Genomic DNA, 22,520 nt, shown 5'->3' on the forward strand with positions numbered 1-22,520 from the left:
CTGCACACTTCGGGGGGACATGCATTACGGCTCGATCTCGATCGGCGTTCCATCCGGCACCATAGTCCAGATTTCATCCATGTCGGAGTCGGTAACCGCAATGCAGCCATCCGTCCAGTCGACCAATTGAAGCAGCCAGCCCCACCAGCCGAAGCCGTTGGGCTGGCCGTGGATCATGATGTTCCCGCCTGGTGCGACGCCGGCGGCTTTGGCTGCTTTCACCTGTGCGGCGTTGGGATAGGAGATGTGGATCGACTTATGGGCGATGCTGCCGGGATTGCGCCAGTCGAGGATGTAGCGCCCCTCGGGCGTGCGCTCGTCCCCCTCCCGGCTTTTCTGGCCGACGGGGGTGTTGCCCAGCGCGATGGAGTAACTGCGCAGGACCTTGCCGGCGCGGATCAGGTCAAGCCGCCGCTCAGACTTGTCGACCCGCACGAGGTCCGCGGGTTCGAGGGCACATGCCGGAAAGACTGCGAACAGGAAAGTGCAGATCGCAGAGAAGATCGTCAGCCGCATCGGCTACCGATCAGGCATCATTGCGCCCGAAAGAAGATGGGCACTTAACAAAAGAAAGGCGGCCGTGTTGCCGCAACCGCCTCACTGATCCTCAGGGCTGCTTCCCCGATCAAACCATCAGTGGCCTTCGATCACCGCGCCGACCGATCCCCAGACGTAGATCGATGCGAACAGGAAGAGCCAGACCACGTCGACGAAGTGCCAGTACCAGGCAGCCGCTTCGAAGCCGAAATGCTGCTTCGGCGTGAAATCGCCTTTCATCGCCCGGATCAGGCAAACCAGCAGGAAGATGGTGCCGATGATGACATGGAAGCCATGGAACCCGGTGGCCATGAAGAAGGTGGCGCCGTAGATGGAATCCTTGAAGGCGAACGGCGCGTGCATGTACTCGTAAGCTTGCACCATGGTGAACAGCATGCCGAGGCCGACGGTCAGGATCAGGCCGTTGATCAGCCCCTTGCGGTCGCCATGGATGAGCGAATGGTGGGCCCAGGTGACAGTGGTGCCGGACAAAAGCAGGATCACCGTGTTATAGAGCGGCAGGTGGAAGGGATCGAGTACCTCCATGCCCTTCGGCGGCCAGACGCCGCCGGTGAACGCGGTGCGGGCGTATTGCTGCACCTCGCTCGGGAACAGGCTGGCGTCGAAATAGGCCCAGAACCAGGCTACGAAGAACATCACTTCCGAGGCGATGAACATGATCATGCCGTAGCGCAGATGCAGCGACACGACGCGCGTGTGATGACCCTCATGCGCTTCCTTGATCGTATCCGACCACCAGGCGAACATGGTGTAGAGAATGATGGCGATGCCGATGTAGAACAGCCATGGATTGGCGATGTTGACGCCAAAGATCGGGAAGCTGCCCCCTTTCAGATACTCCATCAGGCAAACGCCGCCAAAGGCGGTGACAAGCGCGCCTACCGACCCCAGGAAGGGCCACGGGCTCGGGTCCACGAGGTGATAGTCATGCTGTGGTCTTGCGTGCGCGTCTGCCATATCAACCCCCGAGATTTCCTTCGGTATTCGAAACTCTATTTTTATCGCCCTGCACCGGCTCCGACAATGCCACCGGCTTGTTCTTCTCGACAGGGAACATCGTGTAGGAGAGCGTGATCGTCTTCATGTCCTTCAGTTCCGGCACATTGACGATGTCGGGATCCACGTAGAACAGGACCGGCATGTCCAGCGTCTCGCCGGGCTTCAGCGTGGTGTCAGTGAAGCAGAAACACTCGACCTTGTTGAAGTACGGGCCAGCGAGTTCCGGCTGCACGTTGAATGTGGCGCGGCCGGTGACAGGGCGATCGAACTTGTTGGTAGCCTTGTAGCGCACCTGCACCGTCTCGCCGATCTTCATCGTGACCGAGCGTTCGACGGGCTGGAAATCCCAAGGTACGCCGGCGACATTGGCATCGAAACGAACGGTGACCTCGCGGTCGAGCACGCGGCCGGCATATTGCTTCTCGGCGCGCTGGGTCTTGCCGCCGTAACCTGTCGCCTGGCAGAACATCTTGTAGAGCGGCACCGCGGCATAGGCCATGCCGATCATGCCGGTGAAAAAGGCGAGGCAGACCGCCGCTACAACGACGTTGCTGTTCCTCGCGATCGATTTTCCGGGAGTCTCGATGCTCATCACATCGTACCCAGATTGTGGCCGAACTTGACGATCGTGGCGATGTAGAAAATCACGACCAGCACCGCCAGGGCCACCGCTATGGCGATAGACCGGCTACGCCGGGCCTTTTTCTGCCGATCGGTCAGCGTCACCGTCTCGAGCTTTTCCTCGGCCATGGTCATGCCCCACCCATGGCAAGGGCGCGCTCGACGACGCTGTCGGTGAGGTAGGCGGCGAAGATGGCGAAGAGATAAAGCAGCGAATAGGCGAACAGGGCCTTGGCCGGCTTCATCACCCGGTCATCGTCAGCCATGCGAAGCACCTTCCACGCATACCAGACAAAGCCGGCTCCGAGCAGGATAGAGGCGACGCCATAGATCGGCGTCGTGTAGCCGAGCAGCCAAGGCAGCACGCCGACCGGGGCCAGCACCAGCGCATAGGCGAAGATTTGACGACGCGTCGAAGCCTGACCGGCGACGTTCGGCATCATCGGGATGCCGGCTCGCCCGTAGTCGTCGGACTTGAACAAGGCGAGAGCCCAGAAATGCGGCGGCGTCCACAGGAAGATGATCAGGAACAGAACGATGCTCTCGAAGCTGACCGAGCCGGTCACGGCGGCCCAGCCTATGACGGGCGGAATGGCGCCGGCCGCACCGCCGATGACGATGTTCTGCGGCGTCCAGCGCTTCAGCCACATCGTGTAGACGACGGCATAAAAGAAGATCGTGAAAGCCAGCAGCGTGGCCGACAGCCAGTTGACCAGTACGCCGAGCGTCATCACAGACAGGACCGACAGAACAAGTCCGAAGCTCAACGCCTCATGAGGCTGGATTCGCCCCGCCGGGACCGGACGGCTGGCCGTCCTCTTCATCACCGCATCGATATCGGCGTCGTACCACATGTTGAGCGCGCCCGAGGCGCCGGCGCCGATCGCAATAGCCAGGATGGCGATGACCGCGAGCAGCGGATTGATGGTCACCGGCGCCGCAACAAGTCCGACGAAGGCCGTGAACACAACCAGCGACATGACACGCGGCTTCAGCAGGGCAAAGAAGTCACCCGCCGTCGCTTCCGACATGCGGAAGGCCGGTTGGTCAATGCTGGTTTCGTCGACTAGGGCCATGCGTACTCAAGTCCATCATTCCGTTTGGCCAAAACCGCCGGCGGGCCGGCGGTTCTGAAGGTGCGCAGGATGCCGCTTACTTGATCTTCGGCAGCTGTTCCCACTGGTGGAAAGGCGGCGGCGACGGCAACTGCCACTCGAGCGTCGTCGCCCCCTCGCCCCATGGGTTGGCGCCGGCGATCCGCTTCTTCTGGAAGGCCTCGAAGACGCCGTAGAGGAAGATGACCACGCCGACGGACGAAATGTACGAACCGTAGGACGAGACCATGTTCCAGCCGGCAAACGCGTCCGGATAGTCGATGGTACGGCGCGGCATGCCGGCGAGACCCAGGAAGTGCTGCGGGAAGAAGATCAGGTTGACGCCGACGAAGGTGACCCAGAAGTGGGTGTTGGCGATGACAGGCGAGTACATGTAGCCGGTCATCTTCGGGAACCAGTAGTACCAGCCGGCGAAGATGGCGAACACCGCTCCGAGCGACAACACGTAGTGGAAGTGGGCAATCACGAAATAGGTGTCATGCAGCGAGCGGTCGAGGCCGGCATTGGCCAGCTGGACGCCCGTTACGCCACCGATGGTGAACAAGAAGATGAAGCCCAGCGCCCAAAGCATCGGCGTCTTGAACGAAATCGACCCACCCCACATCGTGGCGATCCACGAAAAGATCTTCACGCCGGTCGGAACCGCAATGACCATGGTGGCGAACACGAAATAACGCTGCGTGTCGAGCGACAGGCCGGTCGTGTACATGTGATGCGCCCAGACGATGAAGCCGACCGCGCCGATCGCGACCATGGCATAGGCCATGCCGAGATAGCCGAACACCGGCTTTCTCGAGAAAGTCGAGATGACGTGGCTGATGATGCCGAAGCCCGGCAGGATCAGGATGTAGACTTCCGGATGGCCGAAGAACCAGAACAGGTGCTGGAAGAGGATCGGATCGCCGCCGCCATCGGGAGCAAAGAACGTCGTGCCGAAATTGCGGTCGGTGAGAAGCATGGTGATGCCACCGGCCAGGACCGGCAAAGACAGCAGGAGCAGGAAGGCAGTGATCAGCACCGACCAAGCGAACAGCGGCATCTTGTGCAGCGTCATGCCAGGCGCGCGCATGTTGAAGATAGTGGTGATGAAGTTGATGGCGCCGAGGATCGACGACGCGCCTGCGATGTGGATCGACAGGATCGCCAGATCCATGGCTGGCCCGGGCTGGCCGGAAGTCGACAGCGGCGGATAGAGCGTCCAGCCGCCACCGACGCCAAAGGCGCCCGGCGCGCTCGGCACGAACATCGAGGTGAGCAGCAGGATGAAGGCGGGCGGCAGGAGCCAGAAGGAGATGTTGTTCATGCGCGGGAACGCCATGTCGGGCGCGCCGATCATGATCGGCACCATCCAGTTGGCGAAACCGCCGATCAGCGCCGGCATGACCATGAAGAAGATCATGATCAGGGCGTGTGCGGTGGCGAAGGCGTTGTACATGCTCTTGCCGCCATCAATCGCGGCGTCGCCGTTCATGCCGTAGACCATCTGGGCCAGACCGCTGAATATCTGGATGCCAGGCTCCTGCAGCTCCATGCGGATTGCAACCGACAACGCGCCGCCGATGACGCCGGCCATGATCGCGAAGATCAGGTAGAGCGTGCCGATGTCCTTGTGGTTGGTCGAATAGACCCAGCGAACCCAGCCGCGATACGGCTTGTGGTCGTGCCCGTCGTGAGCTGCAGCGTCTGCCATGTTCCGCTCCGTTCCCTGATCTTTTCTGGCCGTCGGCTCAGTTGCCGGCGACCGCTACCTTGTTCTGGCCGTCGATCTCAGCCATCAGCGCCTTGTTGGCGCCGGGCAGATCGGTCTTGGCCGCTGCCAGCCAGCTGTTGAACTGCGCTTCGGATACAACACGGACCGCGATGGGCATGAAGGCGTGGTCCTTGCCGCATAGCTGCGAGCACTGGCCATAATAGATGCCTTCCTTTTCCGCCTTGAACCAGGTTTCGTTCGTGCGTCCCGGAATGGCGTCCATCTTGATGCCGAAGGACGGCACGGCGAAGGAATGGATGACGTCGGCCGCGGTGACCAGCACGCGCGTCATCGTGTTGACGGGCACCACGAGCTCATTGTCGACGGCCAGCAGACGCGGATAGACCTTGCGATCTTCCTTGCCGGCCGCCTTACGGTCGCCGTCCTGGAGGATGGCAGAGTTGAAGGAGAGCGTATTCGCGGTCTGGTACTCATAGTCCCAGTTCCACTGGTTGCCCGTCGCCTTGACGGTGAGCTTCGCTTCTTCCGGCGGCGTGTACTGTGCGGTGAGCAACTGGAAGGACGGGATCGCAAGGCAGAGCAGAACGACGACCGGACCCACTGTCCAGATGACCTCGATCAGCGTGTTATGGCTGGTCTTGGACGGGACCGGGTTCGCGCTCGCGCGGAACTTGACGATGCAAAAGGCGAGAAGCAGCAGGACGAGCACGGTAATCGGGACGATGAACCACATCGTGTAATTTCCGAACCACTCGATCTGCCGCATCATGTCTGTGGCCGGCGCCTGGAAGGTCGTCTCCCATTCCACGGGCTGGTCGGCACGGGCGGAGCCCCCGGCGAAAAATGTCGCGGCGGCGCAGGCGCCAAGAAACGTGGCGCTCAAAAACCCGGCGCTTGCTGGAAACCTGGCGCTAGCTAGGAATTTTCTCATCGCCCTCATCGTCTCCCAGTTCCTCGCGATTGTGGCCGCGCGAATAACCAACAATGCCGGGACGGGAATCCCGACAGTCTCAAGCTGGTTCAAACCATACTCTTTTTCCCTCCGCAAGAAAGGAGCGGGCGAAACCGTGCGGCATTTTTGCGCGCGAGCCGGCATGTCTCGGTAGCGTCAACACAGCCAGCTCCGGTCGGATACGCCAAGCCAAGATCACATACTTGCCCCAGGGGACGTGCTCGCCGTCGCAATTCGGGCGAAATTGGTCAGGAAAAGCGCCATACTGACCTTTTCGGGACAGCCGAGGCGCTGTCTTATCCTTTACTTGGCTTTGGCGCGGCTTAAAGTGCCGTGATTCGCAATGGAGCCGTCATGAACTCTTGGCTATCGGGATCTGGGCTTTCGAGAATAATGGCGAAGGCCATCGTTCTCGCCGCCTTGACAGCAATCGGCCTGCCCGTGGTCAGCCTGGCTCCGGTCGGCATGTCCACCGTGGCCCAGGCCGCCCAACCGAGCGGAACCGTCCGCTCGACGCATGGCGCATGGTCGATCATCTGCGATACGCCAGCCGGCGCGACCTCCGAACAGTGCGTGATGATGCAGAACGTCGTCGCCGAGGACCGTCCGGAGATGGGACTGTCAGTCGTGGTCCTGCGAACCGCCGACAACAAGGCGGAAATCCTGCGCGTCCTGGCGCCGCTTGGCGTCCTGTTGCCCAATGGCCTTGGCCTCAACGTCGACGGCAAGGACATCGGCCGCGCCTATTTCGTACGTTGTTTCCAGGACGGCTGCTACGCCGAGGTCATCCTTGAAAAGCCGCTGCTCGATACGCTGAAGACCGGCACCTCGGCCACCTTCATCGTCTTCCAGACTCCCGAGGAAGGCATAGGCATCCCGGTCGATCTCAAGGGCTTCGCCGACGGTTTCGCCGCCCTGCCCTGACGGCAGGGCTCTTCATTCGACTGAGGATCGCTTAAACCGTTGGCGCCGGTCGCGTGGGGGTCCATTTGTCCCCGCGGCGCGGCGCAACGATTGTCTCGGCGCGCCTTCGCGCCTACATCGGGGCAAAGAACCATTCCTCCTTGCGAACGGACCCGCCATGAACAGCCTGATCGGCCAATTCGACATTTCAGACGATCGCATCAAGCAGATCGTTGCCGACACCATCAACGGCGCCGATGACGGCGAGCTGTTTCTCGAATACAGCGAAAGCGAAGCGCTGATGTTCGACAATGGCCGGCTCAAGACCGCCAATTTCAACACCGACCAGGGTTTCGGACTGCGCGCGGTCGCGGGCGAGGCCAGCGGCTATGCTCACTCCAGTGACCTGTCCGAAGCATCCCTGTTGCGCGCCGCTGACGCCGTTTCGACCGTCAAGGACGGCTATTCCGGCACGCTTGCCACGCCACCCGCTGGGACCAACCGCCACCTCTACGGCGAGGAAAATCCCATTCCGTCGCCTTCCTTCGAGGCGAAGGCAAAGCTGCTGCAGGAAATCGACGCGTGGCTGCGCGCCGAGGATCCGCGCGTACGCCAGGTATCGGCCTCGCTTGCCGCCTCGTGGCAACATGTCGAGATCGTGCGCGCCGACGGCCAGATCGTGCGCGACGTTCGCCCGCTGGTGCGCATCAACGTCTCCGTCGTGGTCGGCAATGGCGACAGGCAGGAGAGCGGCTCTTACGGCATGGGCGGACGCAAGGCGTTTGGCGAGTTCCTCATCGAGGATAGTTGGAAGCATGCGGCCAAGGAGGCGTTGCGGCAGGCCCTGGTGAACCTGGAAGCGATCCCGGCACCGGCCGGCACTTTCGACATCGTCCTGTCCAGCGGCTGGCCGGGCGTCATGTTGCATGAGGCGGTCGGCCATGGCCTGGAAGGTGACTTCAATCGCAAGAAGACCTCGGCCTTCTCCGGCCTGCTCGGCCAGCAGGTCGCCGCCAAGGGGGTCACGGTCGTCGACGACGGCACCATGCCGGAGCGGCGCGGTTCCCTCACCGTCGACGACGAGGGCACGCCCTCGGCTCGCAACGTGTTGATCGAGGACGGCAAACTGGTGGGCTACATGCAGGACCGCCAGAACGCCCGGCTGATGGGCATGAAGGCGACAGGCAATGGCAGGCGCGAAGGCTATGCGCACCAGCCCATGCCGCGCATGACCAACACCTACATGACGTCAGGCGGGATGGACCCGGAAGAGATCATCGCCTCGGTCAAGAACGGCATCTATGCCGTCTCCTTCGGCGGCGGCCAGGTCGACATCACTTCGGGAAAATTCGTGTTCGGCTGCACCGAGGCCTACATGATCGAGAACGGCAAGGTCACGCAGCCGATCAAGGGCGCGATGCTGATCGGCAACGGACCCGATGCCATGCACCGGGTTTCGATGATCGGCAACGACATGAAGCTCGACGCAGGCGTCGGCATGTGCGGCAAGGCCGGACAGGGCGTCCCGGTGGGCGTTGGCCAGCCGCATCTGCGCATGAACCAGATGACCGTGGGAGGCACCAGGGTCTGAGCCGTCAGCTTGGCTCCAAGGCGGAGCAGACCTCTCCAGACCCCTAGGCAGAATGTCGAGACCAATGGAGCTTATGGCTACGTGATTTTTCGTCGATACCTTGAAGCGGACACAATCGACGTTAGGAATTGGTTAAGTCTTTAAATGTCTGGGCCGCGTTCTCCTAAAGCGCGGAACCAGCCTCGGGGAGGTGGTATCTGGCCATGCGGCGTTGCTCCGGCGTTCTGACCTCGTCGCTGCTCTTCGGACTTGCTGCATTCATTGGCGCGATTTCGCTTCAGGCCGGTCCTGCAGAAGCAAAATCGACCTGGTCTTCTTCTACACCGTCCTCCCCCAGCGTCGGCGCAAGTACGAGCGTTCCCTATGGCTGGCTCGATTTCTGCCGCCGGCGGCCTAGAGAGTGCAAGGTACCTGCCTTGCCGGCCGTCGACGTCAAGCTGACGGCCCAGAAATTGAGCACTCTGAAGCGGGTCAATCAAAAAGCCAACAATTGGATCAAGCCGGTCAGCAATTTCGATCATTGGGGCACGATGATGGACCACTGGGATTATCCGGTGGACGGCAAGGGCGATTGCAAGATCTACGCACTCTACAAGCGCAAGCTGCTGCTCGAAGCAGGTTTTCCGCGGCAGGCGCTGCTGATGACCGTTGTGCGCGACCTGCATAATGAGGGCCACACCATCCTGACGGTGAAGACCGACAAGGGCGATCTCGTCCTCGACAATCTGGTCGATGAGATCAGGCCGTGGAATGCGACGGGCTACTACTTCCTTAAACGCCAGTCACAGCAGAACCCGAACATCTGGGTCTCGATCAACCAAAGGGGCGGCACGCCTAAACGGCCGTCGAGAAGCTCGTAGCAGCCTTCAGCTAACGCCGCCGCTTCGGCTTCTCCAGCAGCGCGATCGCCTCGACATGCGGCGACCACAGGAATTGGTCGATCGGTGTCACGCTCTTCAGCGTGTATCCCCCGTCCAGCAGTATGCGCAGATCGCGCGCGAGGGTCACCGGATTGCACGACACGGCTGCGACAAACGGGACATCCGAACGGGCGATCTGCTTCGACTGATCCTCGGCGCCAGCCCGCGGTGGATCGAACACCAGGCCGTCAAAGGCGTTCAATTCCTTGAATGTCAACGGTCGGCGAAACAGGTCACGGCGCTCGCCCGTCACCCGCTTGAGGCCCGTCGCGAAACGCGATCCTCGCTCGAGCGCCGAAAGCGCCGCGGCATCGCCCTCCACCGCATGAACTTCAGACTTCGCCGCCAGCCGCAGCGCGAAGCTGCCGCAACCGGCGAACAGATCGGCGACCTTCTTGGCACGCTTCAAATGCTCGCCAACGATGTCGGCCATTGCCTGTTCGGCTGGCTGCGTCGCCTGCAGGAAAGCCCCTGGGGGCGGACTGACGGCGACGTCGCCGAACATGACAACCGGCTTTCTGGGTTCGATGACGATCTCCTCATCGATCGAAAGCCGGGCAAACCCCTGAGCCATGACGAAGTTGGAGGCGATCCGGCGCTGGTTCTCCCCCAGTTTGCCCGACTCGTAGACCGCGACATCGAGCCCTGAACCGGTCACCGTCACCGCCATCCGGAACGATTTTGTGGTGGCGCAGACCAGTTCGGCAAGCGCTTTCAACCGGTCAAGCGCGGCGACGATCTCCGGCAGGGAAATCGGGCATTCCGATATGGAGATGATTTCCGGTGACAGATGACGATGGAAACCCAGTGCCATGCCGGCATCGGTTCGCCGGGCGGCAAGTACGACACGGCGACGCGTGTGCGGCGCGCACGACACCAGCGCGCCGATTTCGGAAGTGACACCTCTGAGGGCGTGGACCACCTTTTCGCGTTTCCATTGCCGGTAGGCCTCGGCGTCAAGATGCTGGACGGCGCAGCCGCCGCATTCCGTGAAATGGCGGCAGGCGGGTGCGATTCGCTGCGGCGAAGCTTCCAGAACGGCCATCAGCATGGCGCGGTCCCTCTCGCGCGCGGCGTTGACGACCTCTCCGGGCAGGGTGAAGGGAATGAACAGGTCACCGCTCTCGGTTTCGGCGATGCCATCGCCCTGGGCGCCTAGTTTTCTTATGGTGAAGCGCGCGCTCATCGATCCTTGATCCCACCGAGCAGGAATTCACGGTTTCCGTCGCCCCCATCGATGGGCGACAAATGCAGACCGAGGGAGCGCCAGCCGGGCAATGTATCCAGCCAATCCTGCAACGTTCCGGCTACCCGGGCGGCATCATAGGGATCTTTCAACAGACCGCCCTTGCCAATGGCTTCGCGGCCTGCCTCGAACTGCGGCTTGACCAGAAACACAGCCAGGGCCCCATGCTTTGCGAGGGCCAGCGCCGGCGGCAGGGCCAGTTTCAGCGAGATGAAGCTGACATCGGAAACGATGAAGTCTGGAACACGGCCGTCAAGATCGGCGGCCGTCAGGTCGCGGGCATTCAACCCCTCGATGACCGTCACGCGCGGGTCGCCGCCAATATGGGGGTGTATCTGACCATGGCCGACATCGATTGCGGTGACATGTGACACGCCCCGTTCGAGCAGCACCTGGGTGAATCCTCCCGTTGAGGCGCCGATATCGAGGGCTTCGCGGCCAGACGGGTCCAGGCTGAAATGATCGAGCCCGCCGATCAGCTTGAGCGCCGCGCGGGAAACATAGGGTTGCGCCGGATCGTCGATGACGACGAGGCAATCCGGCAGAACGTTCTGGCCGGGCTTGCGGGCCACGGCACCGTCGACGGTTACCGTCCCGCGCTCGACCGCATCGCGCGCGCGCGATCGGCTGGCAAACAGGCCGCGCTGGACGAGCAGGTCGTCGAGCCGCTGGCGTGTGCTGGCTTGCAGGGGCGAGTTCATCGGCCTTCATGGCGAAAGGTGGTCGCGAAGGCAAGGAGGTTGGGGGCGCAATCGCCTTGTTGGAAACGCAGTGGGACCGGGTTGGCGCGGATCGAATTGGCGCCGACTTGCGAAGGCCGCGTCGAATCCGCCACAATGACAGGGATGATTTCCGCCTGATGTCGAGATTGAGAGGCCGAATGCTGAGGGGAACCTGCCACTGCGGCGCGGCGCACTGGACACTTGAGGGCGATGCCGGGGCTGTCACGGCCTGCAATTGTACGCTCTGCCGCCGCTACGGCGTGCTCTGGGCGTATGACTATGTGGATGGACGTATCCAGGTCGAGGGACCGACGAACAGCTATACGCGTGCCGAAAAGAAAGCGCCCTCGCTTGAGATTCTGTTCTGCCCGACCTGTGCCTGCGTGCTCGCCTGGCGAGGCCTGCGGCAGGACGCGAGGGGGCGGAGGCGAATGGCCATCAATGTGAGGCTGGCGCCGCCAGAGGCCGTCGCCGACCTGCCAATCGATCATTTCGATGGCCTCGAAAGTTTCAACGACCTACCACGCGATGGCCGGTGCGTGCGCGACATGTGGTTCTAGACGCGTTCAGCCGGCGGGTGGATCGAGTGAGATTTAAAGTCCAGGTCTCGAAGCCTGTCGCTCGACCACAGGCTTCAGGCCAACAACATCGGCTGCAGTACCCGCTGGCTGGCGCGGGATGGAGATGGATACGTTCTGCCTGGCATTCGGCAGCAGAACCAGTTGCGGGACTTGGCCAAAGGAAAAGCCGCCACGTATGTCGCCCATCCTGCTCGCGACTATCTCCATTGCCGCCTTTTCGAGATTGCGGTCGTAGCGCGCCTCCGCCTTAACCGGCGCGACAGCGGCCAGAAAGGCGACGCCGCAAAGAAGTGCTTTCATATCGTTATCCCCTGCCTTGGCGTCGGTCTAGCAGGATGCCGTTGAAAAACGGCCAAGAGACAGGGTAAGCAAAACGCCAAACGGCAGCGTTAACAGCGCGTTAGGGCTTCAAGACTGCAAATTGAATCAAGTCTTTGAGACGTTGATGAAGGCCCATTTGGCTTTCGGAATGCGCGGCGCCCAGGATAGTCCGAGTCTAGCGTGCCGCGCCAACATGGTCAGGCAAACCGACTGTTGTGTTAAGACCTGCTAGCCCTGCGGCAGTGGAATAAACTCTTCCGCGTCACCGGGAACGATGTCGAAGCGGCCCGTTTTCCATTCTTCCTTGGCCTGTTCGATGCGTTCCTTGGAGGACGAGACGAAATTCCACCAGATGTAGCGCTTCGAGCCAAGCGAGGCGCCGCCGAACAGCATGAAATGCGCGCCCGTGTTCGACGAGACGACGATCTCGTCGCCCGGCCGGAACACGAGAAGCCTTTCGGCTGGGAATACATCGCCTGAAATCGTGACCTCGCCTTCGAGCGTGTAGATGGCGCGTTCTTCCGCGTCGGGCGGGATCTTCACTGTGGCGCCCGGCGTCAGTCTCAGGTCGGCGTAGAGCGTCTCGGAATCGGCCCTGACCGGGGAGCGCAGTCCGTGGAAATCACCCATGACGATGCGGCCCGTGATCCCTTCGGCATCGATCTCGGGAAGCCTGAGCGCCGCGGTGTTCTCGAACACCGGTGCCACTTCCTCCTTGCCGTCCGGCAGTGCCAGCCATGTTTGCAGGCCGGAGATCGACATTGGCGCGCCGCGCAGTTCCTCAGGCGTGCGCTCGGAATGAACGATGCCGCGCCCGGCGGTCATCAAATTCACGTCGCCGGGCTCGATCACCATTTCGGTGCCCAACGAGTCGCGGTGCCTAATCTTGCCGTCGAACAGATAGGTCACCGTCGAGAGGCCGATATGCGGGTGCGGGCGGACGTCGAGTGCCTGGCCGGCCCGCAGGATCGCCGGACCCATGCGGTCGAAGAAGATGAACGGGCCGACCAGCCGCCGCTTTGCGGTCGGCAGGGCGCGACGCACCTCGAAGCCGCCAATGTCCTTGGCGTTCGGGATGACCATCAGTTCGATCTGGTCGCTGGCGAAGGCGTCGCCGGCTTCAGGGTCTTGCCCGGGAAAGAAGCTCATGAACCCTCCTGCTCAGCTGAGAGGCGCGCATCAGGCAAACCGGGCCGCTGATTTTGCCCGCAACTTGGCTGCAACCTCTTCGCGATTGCGCGGATGCTGATGGGTTTCAAGCGAATCGAGTAGTTGGCGCGCCGATGCCGCGATGGCCTCGACCGCATGGTCGAAGGCATGCTGGTTCTGCTTCGAGGGCCGCGTCGACCCGCTCAGCTTGCGGACGAACTGGAGGGCCGCGTCGCGGACTTCGTCATTGGTTGCCGGTGGATCGAAATTGAAAAGGGTCTTGATGTTTCTGCACATCGCTTCCGTCTCCTCTCATCGCTTGGGCGTTCCACCGGAACGCTATCCTCGATCCTGATTTGTCCAGAACCAGCGGGGCGCTGCCGCCTTATTCCGCGTCGAGCGGTTCGGTGCCGACAGGCTTGCCGTCGCGCGACAGCCTGATCTTCTCGACCTTGTCCTCGGCGGCTTTCAGCAGCCGGTCGCAATGCGCCTTCAGCGCCTCGCCGCGCTCATAGATCCTGATCGACTGGTCAAGGGGCACGTCGCCGCGCTCCAGATCATCGACGATCTTTTCCAGCGCGTCGAGTGCCTGCTCGAAGCTCATCGCCTTGACGTCTTCGTTGATCTCACCGGACATCATCATCCTTTCATCAGTCGCCCGACATGGGCGGCGACCGAAAATGCCAATCCCTGCAGATCATAACCGCCCTCGAGCAGGCTGACGAGCCGGTTGCCGCTGTGGCGAGCCGCACGCTGCATCAACTGCCCGGTCGCCCAGTCGAAATCGTCTTCTGTCAGGTTGATTTCGGCCAGCGGATCGCGGTGATGCGCATCGAAGCCGGCCGAAATGATGATCAGGTCGGGCGCGAAATCGTCGAGCGCAGGCAGCACGCGCGACAGGAAGGCGTCGCGAAACAGATCGCTGCCGGTCCTGGGCGCCAACGGCGCATTGACGATGTTGCCGGCACCGGTCTCGCTCTTCGCGCCGGTGCCCGGATAAAGCGGCATCTGATGCGTCGAACAATAGAGCACCGTCGGATCATCCCAGAAGATATCCTGCGTGCCGTTGCCGTGGTGCACATCCCAGTCGACGATGGCGACACGCTCGACGCCATGTTCCTTCTGCGCATGGCGTGCCGCGATCGCGGCAGTATTGAAGAAGCAGAACCCCATGGCCGTGTTCTTCTCGGCATGGTGGCCAGGCGGCCTCGCGGCGACGAACACATTGTCGGCGCGGCCCGCGAAGACGTCATCGACCGCTGCGTTGGCAGCGCCGATCGCCGTGATCACCGCCTGCCAGCTTTTCGGGCTGGCTGTCGTGTCGGCATCGATGCGGGCGATGCCCTCACTGGGAATGCCGACGCGCACGCGGGCGACGAAATCGGCGGGATGCGCGTAGAGGATGGTGGCTTCATCGCCCTCCGGCGCCTCGACGCGGTCGAGTTCGGCGAACGCCTCGTCGTCCAGCACGCGCTCAATTGCGCGCAGGCGGTCCGGCCTCTCGGGGTGGCCGGGCGGCGTGATGTGCTCGAGAAAGATCGGGTGCGTGTAGAGACGGGTGGTCATCGTTCCTATCTAGTGCCCCTGCGCGGCTATGGCCATGCGTGGCGGCTCGATGACTGGGGAAAATCACGTCGGCGTCGTCAAGCATCGCACCGGCTATTGGCGTCGCCGGGGCTTTGGCCTAGGATTGTCGTTACTGCCTGGTGCCCGCCGCGAGCGGGAGAATCGGGAACACGGTTGAATTCCGTGGCGTGCCCAACGCTGTAAGGGGGACCGCGCCGGTAAGTGCCACTGTCGATGACGGGAAGGCACCGGACGCGGGTTGATCCCGAGCCAGAAGACCGGCCTGGCAGGCATCGTCATCCGCATGGTGAGGCGGAGGACATCGTAGCAATCGCAGGGGACACGCGATGCCGGAAGCCATGACCGTTCACGATGAAGACGGATTCGACCAGCCAGCGCGAGACGCGGTCTACCGCGCCATGTTCACGCGACGCGACGTGCGCAGCCACTTCCTGCCTGCCGCGCTCGATGACGCGGTGCTGGCGCGGCTGCTGCTTGCCGCCCACCACGCGCCGTCGGTCGGCTTCATGCAGCCATGGAACTTCATCGTCATTCGCGATGCCGAGCGTCGGGAAAAGGTGCGCGACCTGTTCCTGGCGGCGCGTGACCTGGAATTGCCCGCGATCGAAGCCGAAAGACAGGCGCTCTACCGCCAGCTCAAGCTGGAGGGCATCCGCGAAAGCGCGCTCAATATATGCGTCACCTGCAACCGCGAACGCTCGAAGCATTCACCACTGGGGCGCTGGCACAATCCGGAGATGGATCTCTACAGCACGGTCTGCGCGGTGCAGAATTTCTGGCTGGCGGCGCGAGCCGAAGGCGTGGGCGTCGGCTGGGTCAGCATTATCGAGCCGCAGGCGCTGAAAAGCCTGCTGTCGATTCCCGAGCATGTAACGCCGATCGCCTATCTCTGCGTCGGCCGCGTCACGGAACTCGCACCCAGACCTGACCTTGAAACGCATGGCTGGGGGCAACGGCTGCCGCTGTCCGAACTGATCATGAGCGAGACCTTTTCCGGCCCGGGGGAAACTCTGCTGAAGTCGGCCATCGCGGAACTCAAGACGGGCGGCGCCCCGCCCGGCTGATCATGGCACGGCCCCTGCAGCGCCCCGGCGCGACCCACCGAAAGATCCCAGAGCCTTGTCCCTGAGATCCCTGAACTTCGACGATGCCTCGGCGAGCCGGGCGTCCCAGGCCGGATCGGGCGTCTGCCCGGCGATGGTCTTGAAATAAACCTGCATCAGGCAGGCGATGGCGAATGGCTCGACGAACGCTGCCTTGAAAGCCCAGGCGAAGACAATGGCAAGCACGAAAGCCCAGCCGGCCAGTTGCCCCGGCATCATAAACAGAATGGCAGCGGCGGGGGCCAACATAGCCAAGAAGATGACGAAGGACACGCCCCACATAATGACTGCCAGCCAGACGGCATTCTTGACCATGATCCTGCCGTTCTGCGCATAAAGCACGACGCCTTGCCGAGCCGTCTCGAAGGGCGAGGCGGAATCGATGCGGATGTTGTAGCCGAGGATGATTTCGTCGACATAGGTCAGCGACAGGCGGATCACCGTGTTCATGAAGGAGACCAGCCCGCTTAAGCCCGGGATCGGCAGGAAGGCTGCGATGCCGCCGACCAGGCCGGTGATGGCGCGGATTGCGCCCTTGACCAGTTGGTCGACGAGGAAAAGGATGTTGGCTTCGGCAAATCGCCGGGTGACGATTTGCCTTGCATAGGCGATCTGGTCCTGGCCGCCCGGAATGTCGCGCCCGTCGATCAGGTGGACCATGACGGCGACGTGACCTGCCTTGACGACATAGAGGATATATTCGCGGATCCAGTAGACGGCGATCGAGACGACGCCGAAGCCGACCACGCCGCCCCACAAGGCAAAGGACAGCGGCCCGTCTGGATCGGCGGAGATATGGCCGACCCCATAGCCGACCGAAGCACCTGTGCCGGTCGCCGTGATGTAGGCCAGCGTGATGCCGAAATAAACGATCATGCGGAAGACGATGAAGGGCCAGGTGCGCATCATGATGGACACCGAACTACCGATATCGAAATCCCACATGCCCCGACTCTCCCCTCAGAGATGGCCTGGGAAGGATGCGCCCAAACCGGAGATTGTCAATTGCGACAGCAGCGGCTGGCGCTCTTTGGTGCCGTCAGTTCGATTGGCGATCCGGCTTTCGGAGCAGGCCCTCGAGCAACTGCCTGAAGGCCGCCACGACCATCTTCGATGTCGCTTCGGGGTCGCTCGAATTGGCGATACGCTGTGCCGCCTGGCTACTGGCGCCGTTGATCAGCCGTGCGGCGGTTTCGGGATCGACGTTGGAGACGACCACCCCCTCCTCTTGCAGCGCTCTCAGATGATCGGTCATTGACCCGACGCAGGCATTGGCATTCGACCATTGTGCGGGATCCCCCAGCACCGCCGGGCCGTCCCGGAACATGATGCGCTGAATTTCCGGATCCAGTGCCATCTCGATATAGGTCGTGCATTCATCGACGAAGTGTTGCCACCGTGTCGGCGCTTTCGAGGCAACCTCATTCACCCGAGCCGCCATCTCGCCATCGATTTCGGCGATAACCGCTTCCAGCAATCCCTTCTTGTCGCCAAAATGGTGATAGAGCGCGCCGCGCGTCAGGCCTGCGGTCGCGGTGAAATCATCCATCGACGCTTCGGCATAGCCTGTGGTGCCGAAGGCCTGACGGGCCGCAGCTATGAGCTTGGCGCGCGTCTCGGCGATCATTTCCTTGCGCGGTCTATGCATTGCGGCTGGCCCTATTGACCTACGGTCCGTATGCCAATTGACATACGCCGCGTATGATTTATCTCTACTCATACGCCCCGTATGTAATTGGCAAACTGCGGTCTGTCGAGGAGTTACTATGCAAAACCCCTATGCTGAAATCTTTCGTCCCCCAGGAGCGAAGGGCTTCGCGCTGGCGGGCTTCGTAGCGCGCCTGCCGATCGCCATGGCGCCGATCGGTATTGTTGCCATGCTTTCGCAGACTCGCGGTGAATACTGGCTGGCGGGCGCAGTCTCGGCGACATTCGCCTTGGGCAACGCATTCGTTTCGCCGCAAACCTCGAGGCTGGTGGATCGCCTTGGGCAGACGCGTGTTGCTGTCCCAGCCAACCTCATCACAGTCATCGCCTTCGCGGTGCTGATTGTCGCGACCAACCAGGATTGGCCGGCGTGGACACTGTTCGTCGCGGCGCTGGGGGCGGCGGTCATGCCCAGCATGCCTGCAATGGTTCGCGCGCGCTGGACCGAGCTCTTCCGCGGGCGTCCGCAAATGAACACTGCATTCGCCTTCGAGTCGGTCGCGGACGAGCTGGTCTATATTGTCGGCGCGTCGCTTTCGGTAGGGCTTAGCGCCGCGCTGTTTCCGGAAGCCGGCGTCCTGGCAAGCACGCTGTTTCTTGCCATTGGCTGGACCGCGTTCATCCTGCAGCGTTCGACCGAACCAAAGGTGAGGCCGGTGGGTCGCAGCTCGGCCGGCTCAGCAATCAGCCTGCGGCCGGTGCAGATCATAACCTTCGCCATGGCTTTCGTTGGTGCAACCTTCGCGACGACGGAGGTCGGCACGATCGCGCTAACCAAGGCGTTCGGGCAGCCCGGTGCGGCCAGCCTCGTCATCGGCGTCTATGCACTGGGATCGTTCTTGCTCGGTATTGTGGTTGGCGCTCTCAACCCGAAGGCGCCGCTACAGCGACAACTCGCCATTGCGCTCGCCGTCCTGGCGCTCGGCGCTTTGCTGCCGCTTACGGCCGGCTCGGTGCCCTTGCTGGCCTTGACCGTGTTCCTTAGCGGCGTGGCGATCTCGCCTACCTTCATCACCGCTTTCGGACTGATCGAGCGGCATGTACCGGAAGCGCTGCTGACCGAAGGCATCACCTGGGTGACAACGGGCATAGGCATCGGCATGGCGCTGGGCGCGTTCGTCGCGGGCGCGGTGGTGGATGCGTTCGGCGCCCAGAGCGGGTTCTGGGTCTCCGTTGCATCGGGCGCGATGGCACTGGCCACCGTGCTGCTCGGCCAACGCAGCCTGGCTATGCGCGAATGCGACCTGGACGGATGCGAGGCGACTGTCATACCCGCCGAATGATCGGCGAAGCGCCCGGTTGTCAACGGCCTGGCGCCATCCTCTGTCGACCGATCTCAGAGAATCTCGGTCCTGGCGATGTGGATGCCAAAGCCTTCGAGGCCGACATAATGGCGTTCGCGTGAGGCGATCAGATTGATCGAGGAGATACCGAGATCCTTGAGGATCTGCGCACCGAGCCCGATCTCGCGCCATTCGTTCTCGCGGCGGCGCGCCTCTTCGTGATCCTCGCGGTCGCCGCTCGACGGCCGCTTGCGCTCCTGGTGGGCCACGCCGACCGAGCCCTCGCGCAGATAGACGATGACGCCGCGCTTGCGCTCGCCCAGCAACTTCATGATGTTGTCCAGCCTGTGGCTGGTGCCGAATACATCCGCGATCACATCCTCGGGATGCAAGCGGACGGGCACGTCCTCGCCGTCGCGAATGTCGCCGAAGACAAGCGCCACATGGTGCGTGGAGTCCCAGGGCAGCGTATAGGTGTAGATCTGCGCCCTTCCGCCAGGCGTTTCGATTTCCGAACAAGCCACGCGTTCGACCAGCGTCTCCTTGCGTTGCCGGTAGGCAATGAGGTCGGCAACCGAAATCTGCTTGAGGCCGTGTTCCTCGGCGAAGGCCGAGACTTGGGGGCCGCGCTTGACCGTGCCATCGTCATTGACCAATTCGGAAATGACGCCGACGGGCGGCAGGCCCGCAAGCTTGCACAGGTCGACGGCGGCCTCGGTATGGCCCGAGCGCATCAATACGCCACCTTCGCGCGAGATCAGCGGAAAGATGTGGCCGGGGCGGACGAAATCCGACCCGCCGACATTGCCGTTGGCGAGGTTGCGCACGGTCAGCGTGCGGTCCTCCGCAGAAATGCCGGTCGTGGTGCCGTGCTTGAAGTCGACGCTGACGGTGAAGGCTGTGGTGTGGGCGGAGTCATTGTCGGCCACCATTGGCGACAAATTGAGGCGCTTGGCCTCCTCGCGTGGCATCGGCGTGCAGACGATGCCGGAAGTATGCCGGACGATGAACGCCATCTTTTCGGGCGTGCAATGCACCGCGGCAACGATCAGGTCGCCCTCGTTCTCGCGCCCGTCATCATCCATGACCACGACGATTTCGCCGCGTTCGAAGGCGCGCAGGGCTTCGACGATCTTCTTCTGGTCGTAAGGCATTGGCTCGCTCTGCTCGCAGGGAATTTGGGAATAGGGCAGTAGGGGACTGGAGAAAAGGAATAATTTGGCTGTTTCAGTGGGCTGCGTAGCATACCGCCTGCTAAACTATTCCCTCCCCGTCTGTCCCCGATGGCGCAGATAATGATCGGCGATAGCGCAGGCCACCATCGCCTCGCCGATCGGCACGGCGCGGATGCCGACGCATGGGTCGTGGCGGCCCTTGGTCATGACCTCGACGTCATTGCCGTCCTTGTCGATCGACTTTCGCGGCGTCAGGATCGACGAGGTCGGCTTGACGGCGAAGCGGGCGATGATCGCTTGGCCCGTCGAGATGCCGCCGAGGATGCCGCCGGCCTTATTGGACAGGAACACCGGCGTGCCGTCATTGCCCATGCGCATCTCGTCGGCATTCTGCTCGCCGGTGATGCGGGCGGCCTCGAAACCGTTGCCGATCTCGACGCCCTTGACGGCGTTGATCGACATCAGTCCCGACGCGATGTCCTGGTCGAGCTTGGCGTAGATGGGTGCGCCGAGGCCTGGCGGAACGCCGTCGGCGACGATCTCGATAATCGCGCCGACCGAGGAGCCGGATTTGCGGATGCCGTCGAGATACTCTGTGAAGATGGGCACAGATGCGGGATCCGGGGTGAAGAACGGATTTTCCGCATCACCGACGAAATTCCAGTTCCAGTTGGCGCGGTCGATAGACATCTCGCCCATCGAGACCAGCGCGCCGCGCACCACCATGCCCGGCACAACCTTGCGGGCCAAGGCGCCGGCCGCCACCCGCGCCGCCGTCTCGCGTGCCGAGGAGCGGCCGCCACCGCGATGGTCGCGGATGCCGTATTTGACGTCATAGGTGTAGTCGGCGTGACCCGGCCTGTACTGGCGGGCGATCTCGCCATAGTCCTTGGACCTCTGGTCGACATTCTCGATCAGCATCGAGACCGGCGTGCCGGTGGTGATCATCGTCTCGCCGTCGTCGTCGAGGACGAAGCCCGACAGAATCTTCACTTCGTCGGGCTCGCGGCGCTGCGTGACGAAACGCGACTGCCCCGGCCGCCGCTTGTCAAGTTCGGCCTGGATTTCCGTCCGGGTGAAGCGGATGCCGGGCGGACAGCCATCGACCACGCAACCGAGCGCAGCGCCATGGCTCTCGCCCCAGGTGGTGACGCGGAAAAGATGGCCGAACGTGTTGTGAGACATGGAAAGCGCCCTGCCCGGCAATCCGAGCCGGGTGAGCCTGCCTTCTATTGGCGTTTTTCGCAGGGGTCAAACTGTGATCCGGCGGATTTAGTTTTGACACATTCGGTTGGTTTCTGCTCTCTTCCATTTGCGTTGAAGAGCCGCCGCCACCGTGCCGGCGCAATGACCAAGAGGACGATGATGCGTACCCTGATTGGCGCTGTTGCCGCTACATTGCTGCTCTCGAGCGCCGCTTTCGCCGGTCAGACCGAGGGGCTGATCAAGAAGATCGACAAGGACGCGCTGACGCTGACCCTGGACGACGGCAAGTCCTACAAGCTGAATGCCGAGACCGATCTCGATGCGCTGAAGCCCGGCATGGATATCGTCATCGCCTACGACGTCACCAATGGCGAAAACGTCATCACCGATATGGAACTTCCGGACAGTTCGGCGGACTAGACAAGGTCAGCTCGACAACCCGAACAGCTCACAGCCATTCCAGGCTGTTCCCTTCAAGCTTAAGCAGGCGGTCCTGAGGTATGTCCAGGTTCGACGCCTCTTCCTCGGCCATATCAAGCACGAAGCGAAACAACGTCCGTATGACGCCGCCATGCGTGACGCATACGGTGTTCCGGCTCAAACCGTCGAACCAAGGCTTCACCCGATCGAGTAGCATGCGGTAGCTCTCGGCGCCGTCGCCAGGGGGCTGAAAGTTCCACTTGTCGAGAGTGCGTGCCCTGCTTGCGCCCGGGTATTTCGCCTCGAGCTCGGCAAAGGTGAAACCCTGCCAATCGCCGAAATTGACTTCGACAAGTCTAGGATCGGTCGCGTAGGCGTCCGGATCAAGCTGCATCGCGGCCCGGATGCGCTGCATCGTCTCGCGCGTACGCTTCATCGGGCTGGCGACGAAGTCGAAATCGCGTGCATTGCCGATGTATTCGGACAGCCGACGGCCGTTGCGTGTCGCCTGTTCGCGTCCAAGTGCATTGAGATCGGTATCGGCCTGCCCCTGCAGCCGGAATTCCGCGTTCCACGCTGTCTGGCCGTGGCGCGCGATATAAACCAGCGGGTACATCAGGTCTTCCGGTCTGGGGCGGGGCGGATGAAGG

At 62.3% G+C, this 22,520-nt stretch carries 26 protein-coding genes and 1 riboswitch; of the genes, 7 read left to right on the plus strand and 19 right to left on the minus strand.

The features are described 5' to 3' along the window. Positions 1-24: 24 nt before the first annotated feature. From LB513_RS00220 to coxB, 7 genes are all read right to left on the minus strand, one after another. Entirely contained in the window at positions 25-516 is a 492-nt protein-coding gene (locus LB513_RS00220; RefSeq protein WP_224661437.1) for a murein L,D-transpeptidase family protein, read from the minus strand. 117 nt (positions 517-633) lie between these two features. After that, on the minus strand, positions 634-1,515 hold the full coding sequence (locus tag LB513_RS00225) for a cytochrome c oxidase subunit 3 (protein WP_224661438.1): 882 nt from the start codon (positions 1,513-1,515) through the stop codon (positions 634-636). Position 1,516: 1 nt separating this feature from the next. Continuing rightward, positions 1,517-2,149 (minus strand): cytochrome c oxidase assembly protein, encoded by a 633-nt coding sequence (locus LB513_RS00230; RefSeq protein ID WP_224661439.1) that lies wholly within the window; start codon positions 2,147-2,149, stop codon positions 1,517-1,519. Beyond that, positions 2,149-2,313, minus strand: a complete 165-nt coding sequence (locus LB513_RS00235) for a hypothetical protein (protein ID WP_224661440.1) — start codon at positions 2,311-2,313, stop codon at positions 2,149-2,151. Before LB513_RS00235 ends, LB513_RS00230 begins: the two co-directional genes overlap by 1 nt. After that, on the minus strand, positions 2,310-3,254 hold the full coding sequence (locus tag LB513_RS00240) for a heme o synthase (RefSeq protein ID WP_224661441.1): 945 nt from the start codon (positions 3,252-3,254) through the stop codon (positions 2,310-2,312). Before LB513_RS00240 ends, LB513_RS00235 begins: the two co-directional genes overlap by 4 nt. A gap of 76 nt (positions 3,255-3,330) precedes the next feature. Further along, a complete protein-coding gene (gene ctaD / locus LB513_RS00245; protein ID WP_224661442.1) occupies positions 3,331-4,983 on the minus strand; it encodes a cytochrome c oxidase subunit I in 1,653 nt (550 codons plus the stop codon). A gap of 37 nt (positions 4,984-5,020) precedes the next feature. Continuing rightward, positions 5,021-6,052, minus strand: coding sequence for a cytochrome c oxidase subunit II (gene coxB / locus LB513_RS00250; protein WP_224661443.1), 1,032 nt, complete (start codon positions 6,050-6,052; stop codon positions 5,021-5,023). A gap of 258 nt (positions 6,053-6,310) precedes the next feature. On the opposite strand from coxB, the gene LB513_RS00255 reads away from it, so the two are divergent. The 3 genes from LB513_RS00255 (at position 6,311) to LB513_RS00265 (ending at position 9,310) form a co-directional block, all read left to right on the plus strand. Continuing rightward, the gene (locus tag LB513_RS00255) at positions 6,311-6,880 is read left to right on the plus strand and encodes an invasion associated locus B family protein (RefSeq protein WP_224661444.1); all 570 of its coding nucleotides are present in this window, start codon (positions 6,311-6,313) and stop codon (positions 6,878-6,880) included. A gap of 157 nt (positions 6,881-7,037) precedes the next feature. Then, the gene (gene tldD, locus LB513_RS00260; protein ID WP_224661445.1) at positions 7,038-8,450 is read left to right on the plus strand and encodes a metalloprotease TldD; all 1,413 of its coding nucleotides are present in this window, start codon (positions 7,038-7,040) and stop codon (positions 8,448-8,450) included. Positions 8,451-8,653: 203 nt separating this feature from the next. Beyond that, positions 8,654-9,310, plus strand: a complete 657-nt coding sequence (locus LB513_RS00265; protein WP_224661446.1) for a transglutaminase-like cysteine peptidase — start codon at positions 8,654-8,656, stop codon at positions 9,308-9,310. Positions 9,311-9,320: 10 nt separating this feature from the next. On the opposite strand, the gene LB513_RS00270 is transcribed toward LB513_RS00265, so the two are convergent. Then, on the minus strand, positions 9,321-10,556 hold the full coding sequence (locus LB513_RS00270; protein WP_224661447.1) for a class I SAM-dependent RNA methyltransferase: 1,236 nt from the start codon (positions 10,554-10,556) through the stop codon (positions 9,321-9,323). Further along, a complete protein-coding gene (locus LB513_RS00275; RefSeq protein WP_224661448.1) occupies positions 10,553-11,317 on the minus strand; it encodes a TlyA family RNA methyltransferase in 765 nt (254 codons plus the stop codon). Before LB513_RS00275 ends, LB513_RS00270 begins: the two co-directional genes overlap by 4 nt. A gap of 179 nt (positions 11,318-11,496) precedes the next feature. Between LB513_RS00275 and LB513_RS00280 the strand changes: the two genes are divergently transcribed. After that, positions 11,497-11,898 carry a GFA family protein gene (locus LB513_RS00280; RefSeq protein WP_224661449.1) on the plus strand — a complete coding sequence of 134 codons (402 nt, stop codon included), beginning with the start codon at positions 11,497-11,499 and terminating at the stop codon, positions 11,896-11,898. A 33-nt stretch (positions 11,899-11,931) separates the two neighbouring features. Here the strand turns inward: LB513_RS00280 and LB513_RS00285 are convergent, their stop codons facing one another. The 5 genes from LB513_RS00285 to LB513_RS00305 form a co-directional block, all read right to left on the minus strand. Then, on the minus strand, positions 11,932-12,219 hold the full coding sequence (locus LB513_RS00285) for a hypothetical protein (protein WP_224661450.1): 288 nt from the start codon (positions 12,217-12,219) through the stop codon (positions 11,932-11,934). 249 nt (positions 12,220-12,468) lie between these two features. Further along, positions 12,469-13,389, minus strand: a complete 921-nt coding sequence (locus LB513_RS00290; protein WP_224661451.1) for a pirin family protein — start codon at positions 13,387-13,389, stop codon at positions 12,469-12,471. 30 nt (positions 13,390-13,419) lie between these two features. After that, positions 13,420-13,686: a DUF2277 domain-containing protein gene (locus LB513_RS00295; protein WP_224661452.1), complete on the minus strand. Its 267-nt coding sequence runs from the start codon at positions 13,684-13,686 to the stop codon at positions 13,420-13,422. Between the two features lie 88 nt (positions 13,687-13,774). Next, the gene (locus LB513_RS00300; protein WP_224661911.1) at positions 13,775-14,026 is read right to left on the minus strand and encodes an exodeoxyribonuclease VII small subunit; all 252 of its coding nucleotides are present in this window, start codon (positions 14,024-14,026) and stop codon (positions 13,775-13,777) included. A 2-nt stretch (positions 14,027-14,028) separates the two neighbouring features. Continuing rightward, entirely contained in the window at positions 14,029-14,955 is a 927-nt protein-coding gene (locus tag LB513_RS00305) for a histone deacetylase family protein (RefSeq protein ID WP_224661453.1), read from the minus strand. Between the two features lie 121 nt (positions 14,956-15,076). Beyond that, positions 15,077-15,257, plus strand: a riboswitch (cobalamin riboswitch). Between the two features lie 45 nt (positions 15,258-15,302). On the opposite strand from LB513_RS00305, the gene bluB reads away from it, so the two are divergent. Beyond that, positions 15,303-16,040 (plus strand): 5,6-dimethylbenzimidazole synthase, encoded by a 738-nt coding sequence (bluB, locus tag LB513_RS00310; RefSeq protein WP_224661454.1) that lies wholly within the window; start codon positions 15,303-15,305, stop codon positions 16,038-16,040. Here bluB and LB513_RS00315 read toward each other — a convergent pair whose 3' ends face one another. Together LB513_RS00315 and LB513_RS00320 are read right to left on the minus strand one after the other, a co-directional pair. Next, on the minus strand, positions 16,041-17,024 hold the full coding sequence (locus LB513_RS00315) for a hypothetical protein (RefSeq protein ID WP_224661455.1): 984 nt from the start codon (positions 17,022-17,024) through the stop codon (positions 16,041-16,043). It lies immediately after the preceding gene. Positions 17,025-17,118: 94 nt separating this feature from the next. Beyond that, the gene (locus tag LB513_RS00320; RefSeq protein ID WP_224661456.1) at positions 17,119-17,727 is read right to left on the minus strand and encodes a TetR/AcrR family transcriptional regulator; all 609 of its coding nucleotides are present in this window, start codon (positions 17,725-17,727) and stop codon (positions 17,119-17,121) included. 118 nt (positions 17,728-17,845) lie between these two features. Here LB513_RS00320 and LB513_RS00325 point away from each other — a divergent pair, with 118 nt between their 5' ends. Further along, positions 17,846-19,069: an MFS transporter gene (locus LB513_RS00325; protein WP_224661457.1), complete on the plus strand. Its 1,224-nt coding sequence runs from the start codon at positions 17,846-17,848 to the stop codon at positions 19,067-19,069. 53 nt (positions 19,070-19,122) lie between these two features. Here the strand turns inward: LB513_RS00325 and ribB are convergent, their stop codons facing one another. Then, positions 19,123-20,223, minus strand: coding sequence for a 3,4-dihydroxy-2-butanone-4-phosphate synthase (ribB, locus tag LB513_RS00330; protein WP_224661458.1), 1,101 nt, complete (start codon positions 20,221-20,223; stop codon positions 19,123-19,125). Positions 20,224-20,328: 105 nt separating this feature from the next. Then, positions 20,329-21,429, minus strand: coding sequence for a chorismate synthase (aroC, locus tag LB513_RS00335; RefSeq protein WP_224661459.1), 1,101 nt, complete (start codon positions 21,427-21,429; stop codon positions 20,329-20,331). A gap of 180 nt (positions 21,430-21,609) precedes the next feature. Between aroC and LB513_RS00340 the strand changes: the two genes are divergently transcribed. After that, entirely contained in the window at positions 21,610-21,870 is a 261-nt protein-coding gene (locus tag LB513_RS00340; protein ID WP_224661460.1) for a DUF1344 domain-containing protein, read from the plus strand. Positions 21,871-21,898: 28 nt separating this feature from the next. Here LB513_RS00340 and LB513_RS00345 read toward each other — a convergent pair whose 3' ends face one another. Then, on the minus strand, positions 21,899-22,486 hold the full coding sequence (locus tag LB513_RS00345; RefSeq protein ID WP_224661461.1) for a histidine phosphatase family protein: 588 nt from the start codon (positions 22,484-22,486) through the stop codon (positions 21,899-21,901). Between the last annotated feature and the right edge of the window lie 34 nt (positions 22,487-22,520).

Source organism: Mesorhizobium sp. ES1-1 (genome assembly GCF_020164785.1).
In the GTDB taxonomy this organism is placed as follows: domain Bacteria; phylum Pseudomonadota; class Alphaproteobacteria; order Rhizobiales; family Rhizobiaceae; genus Mesorhizobium.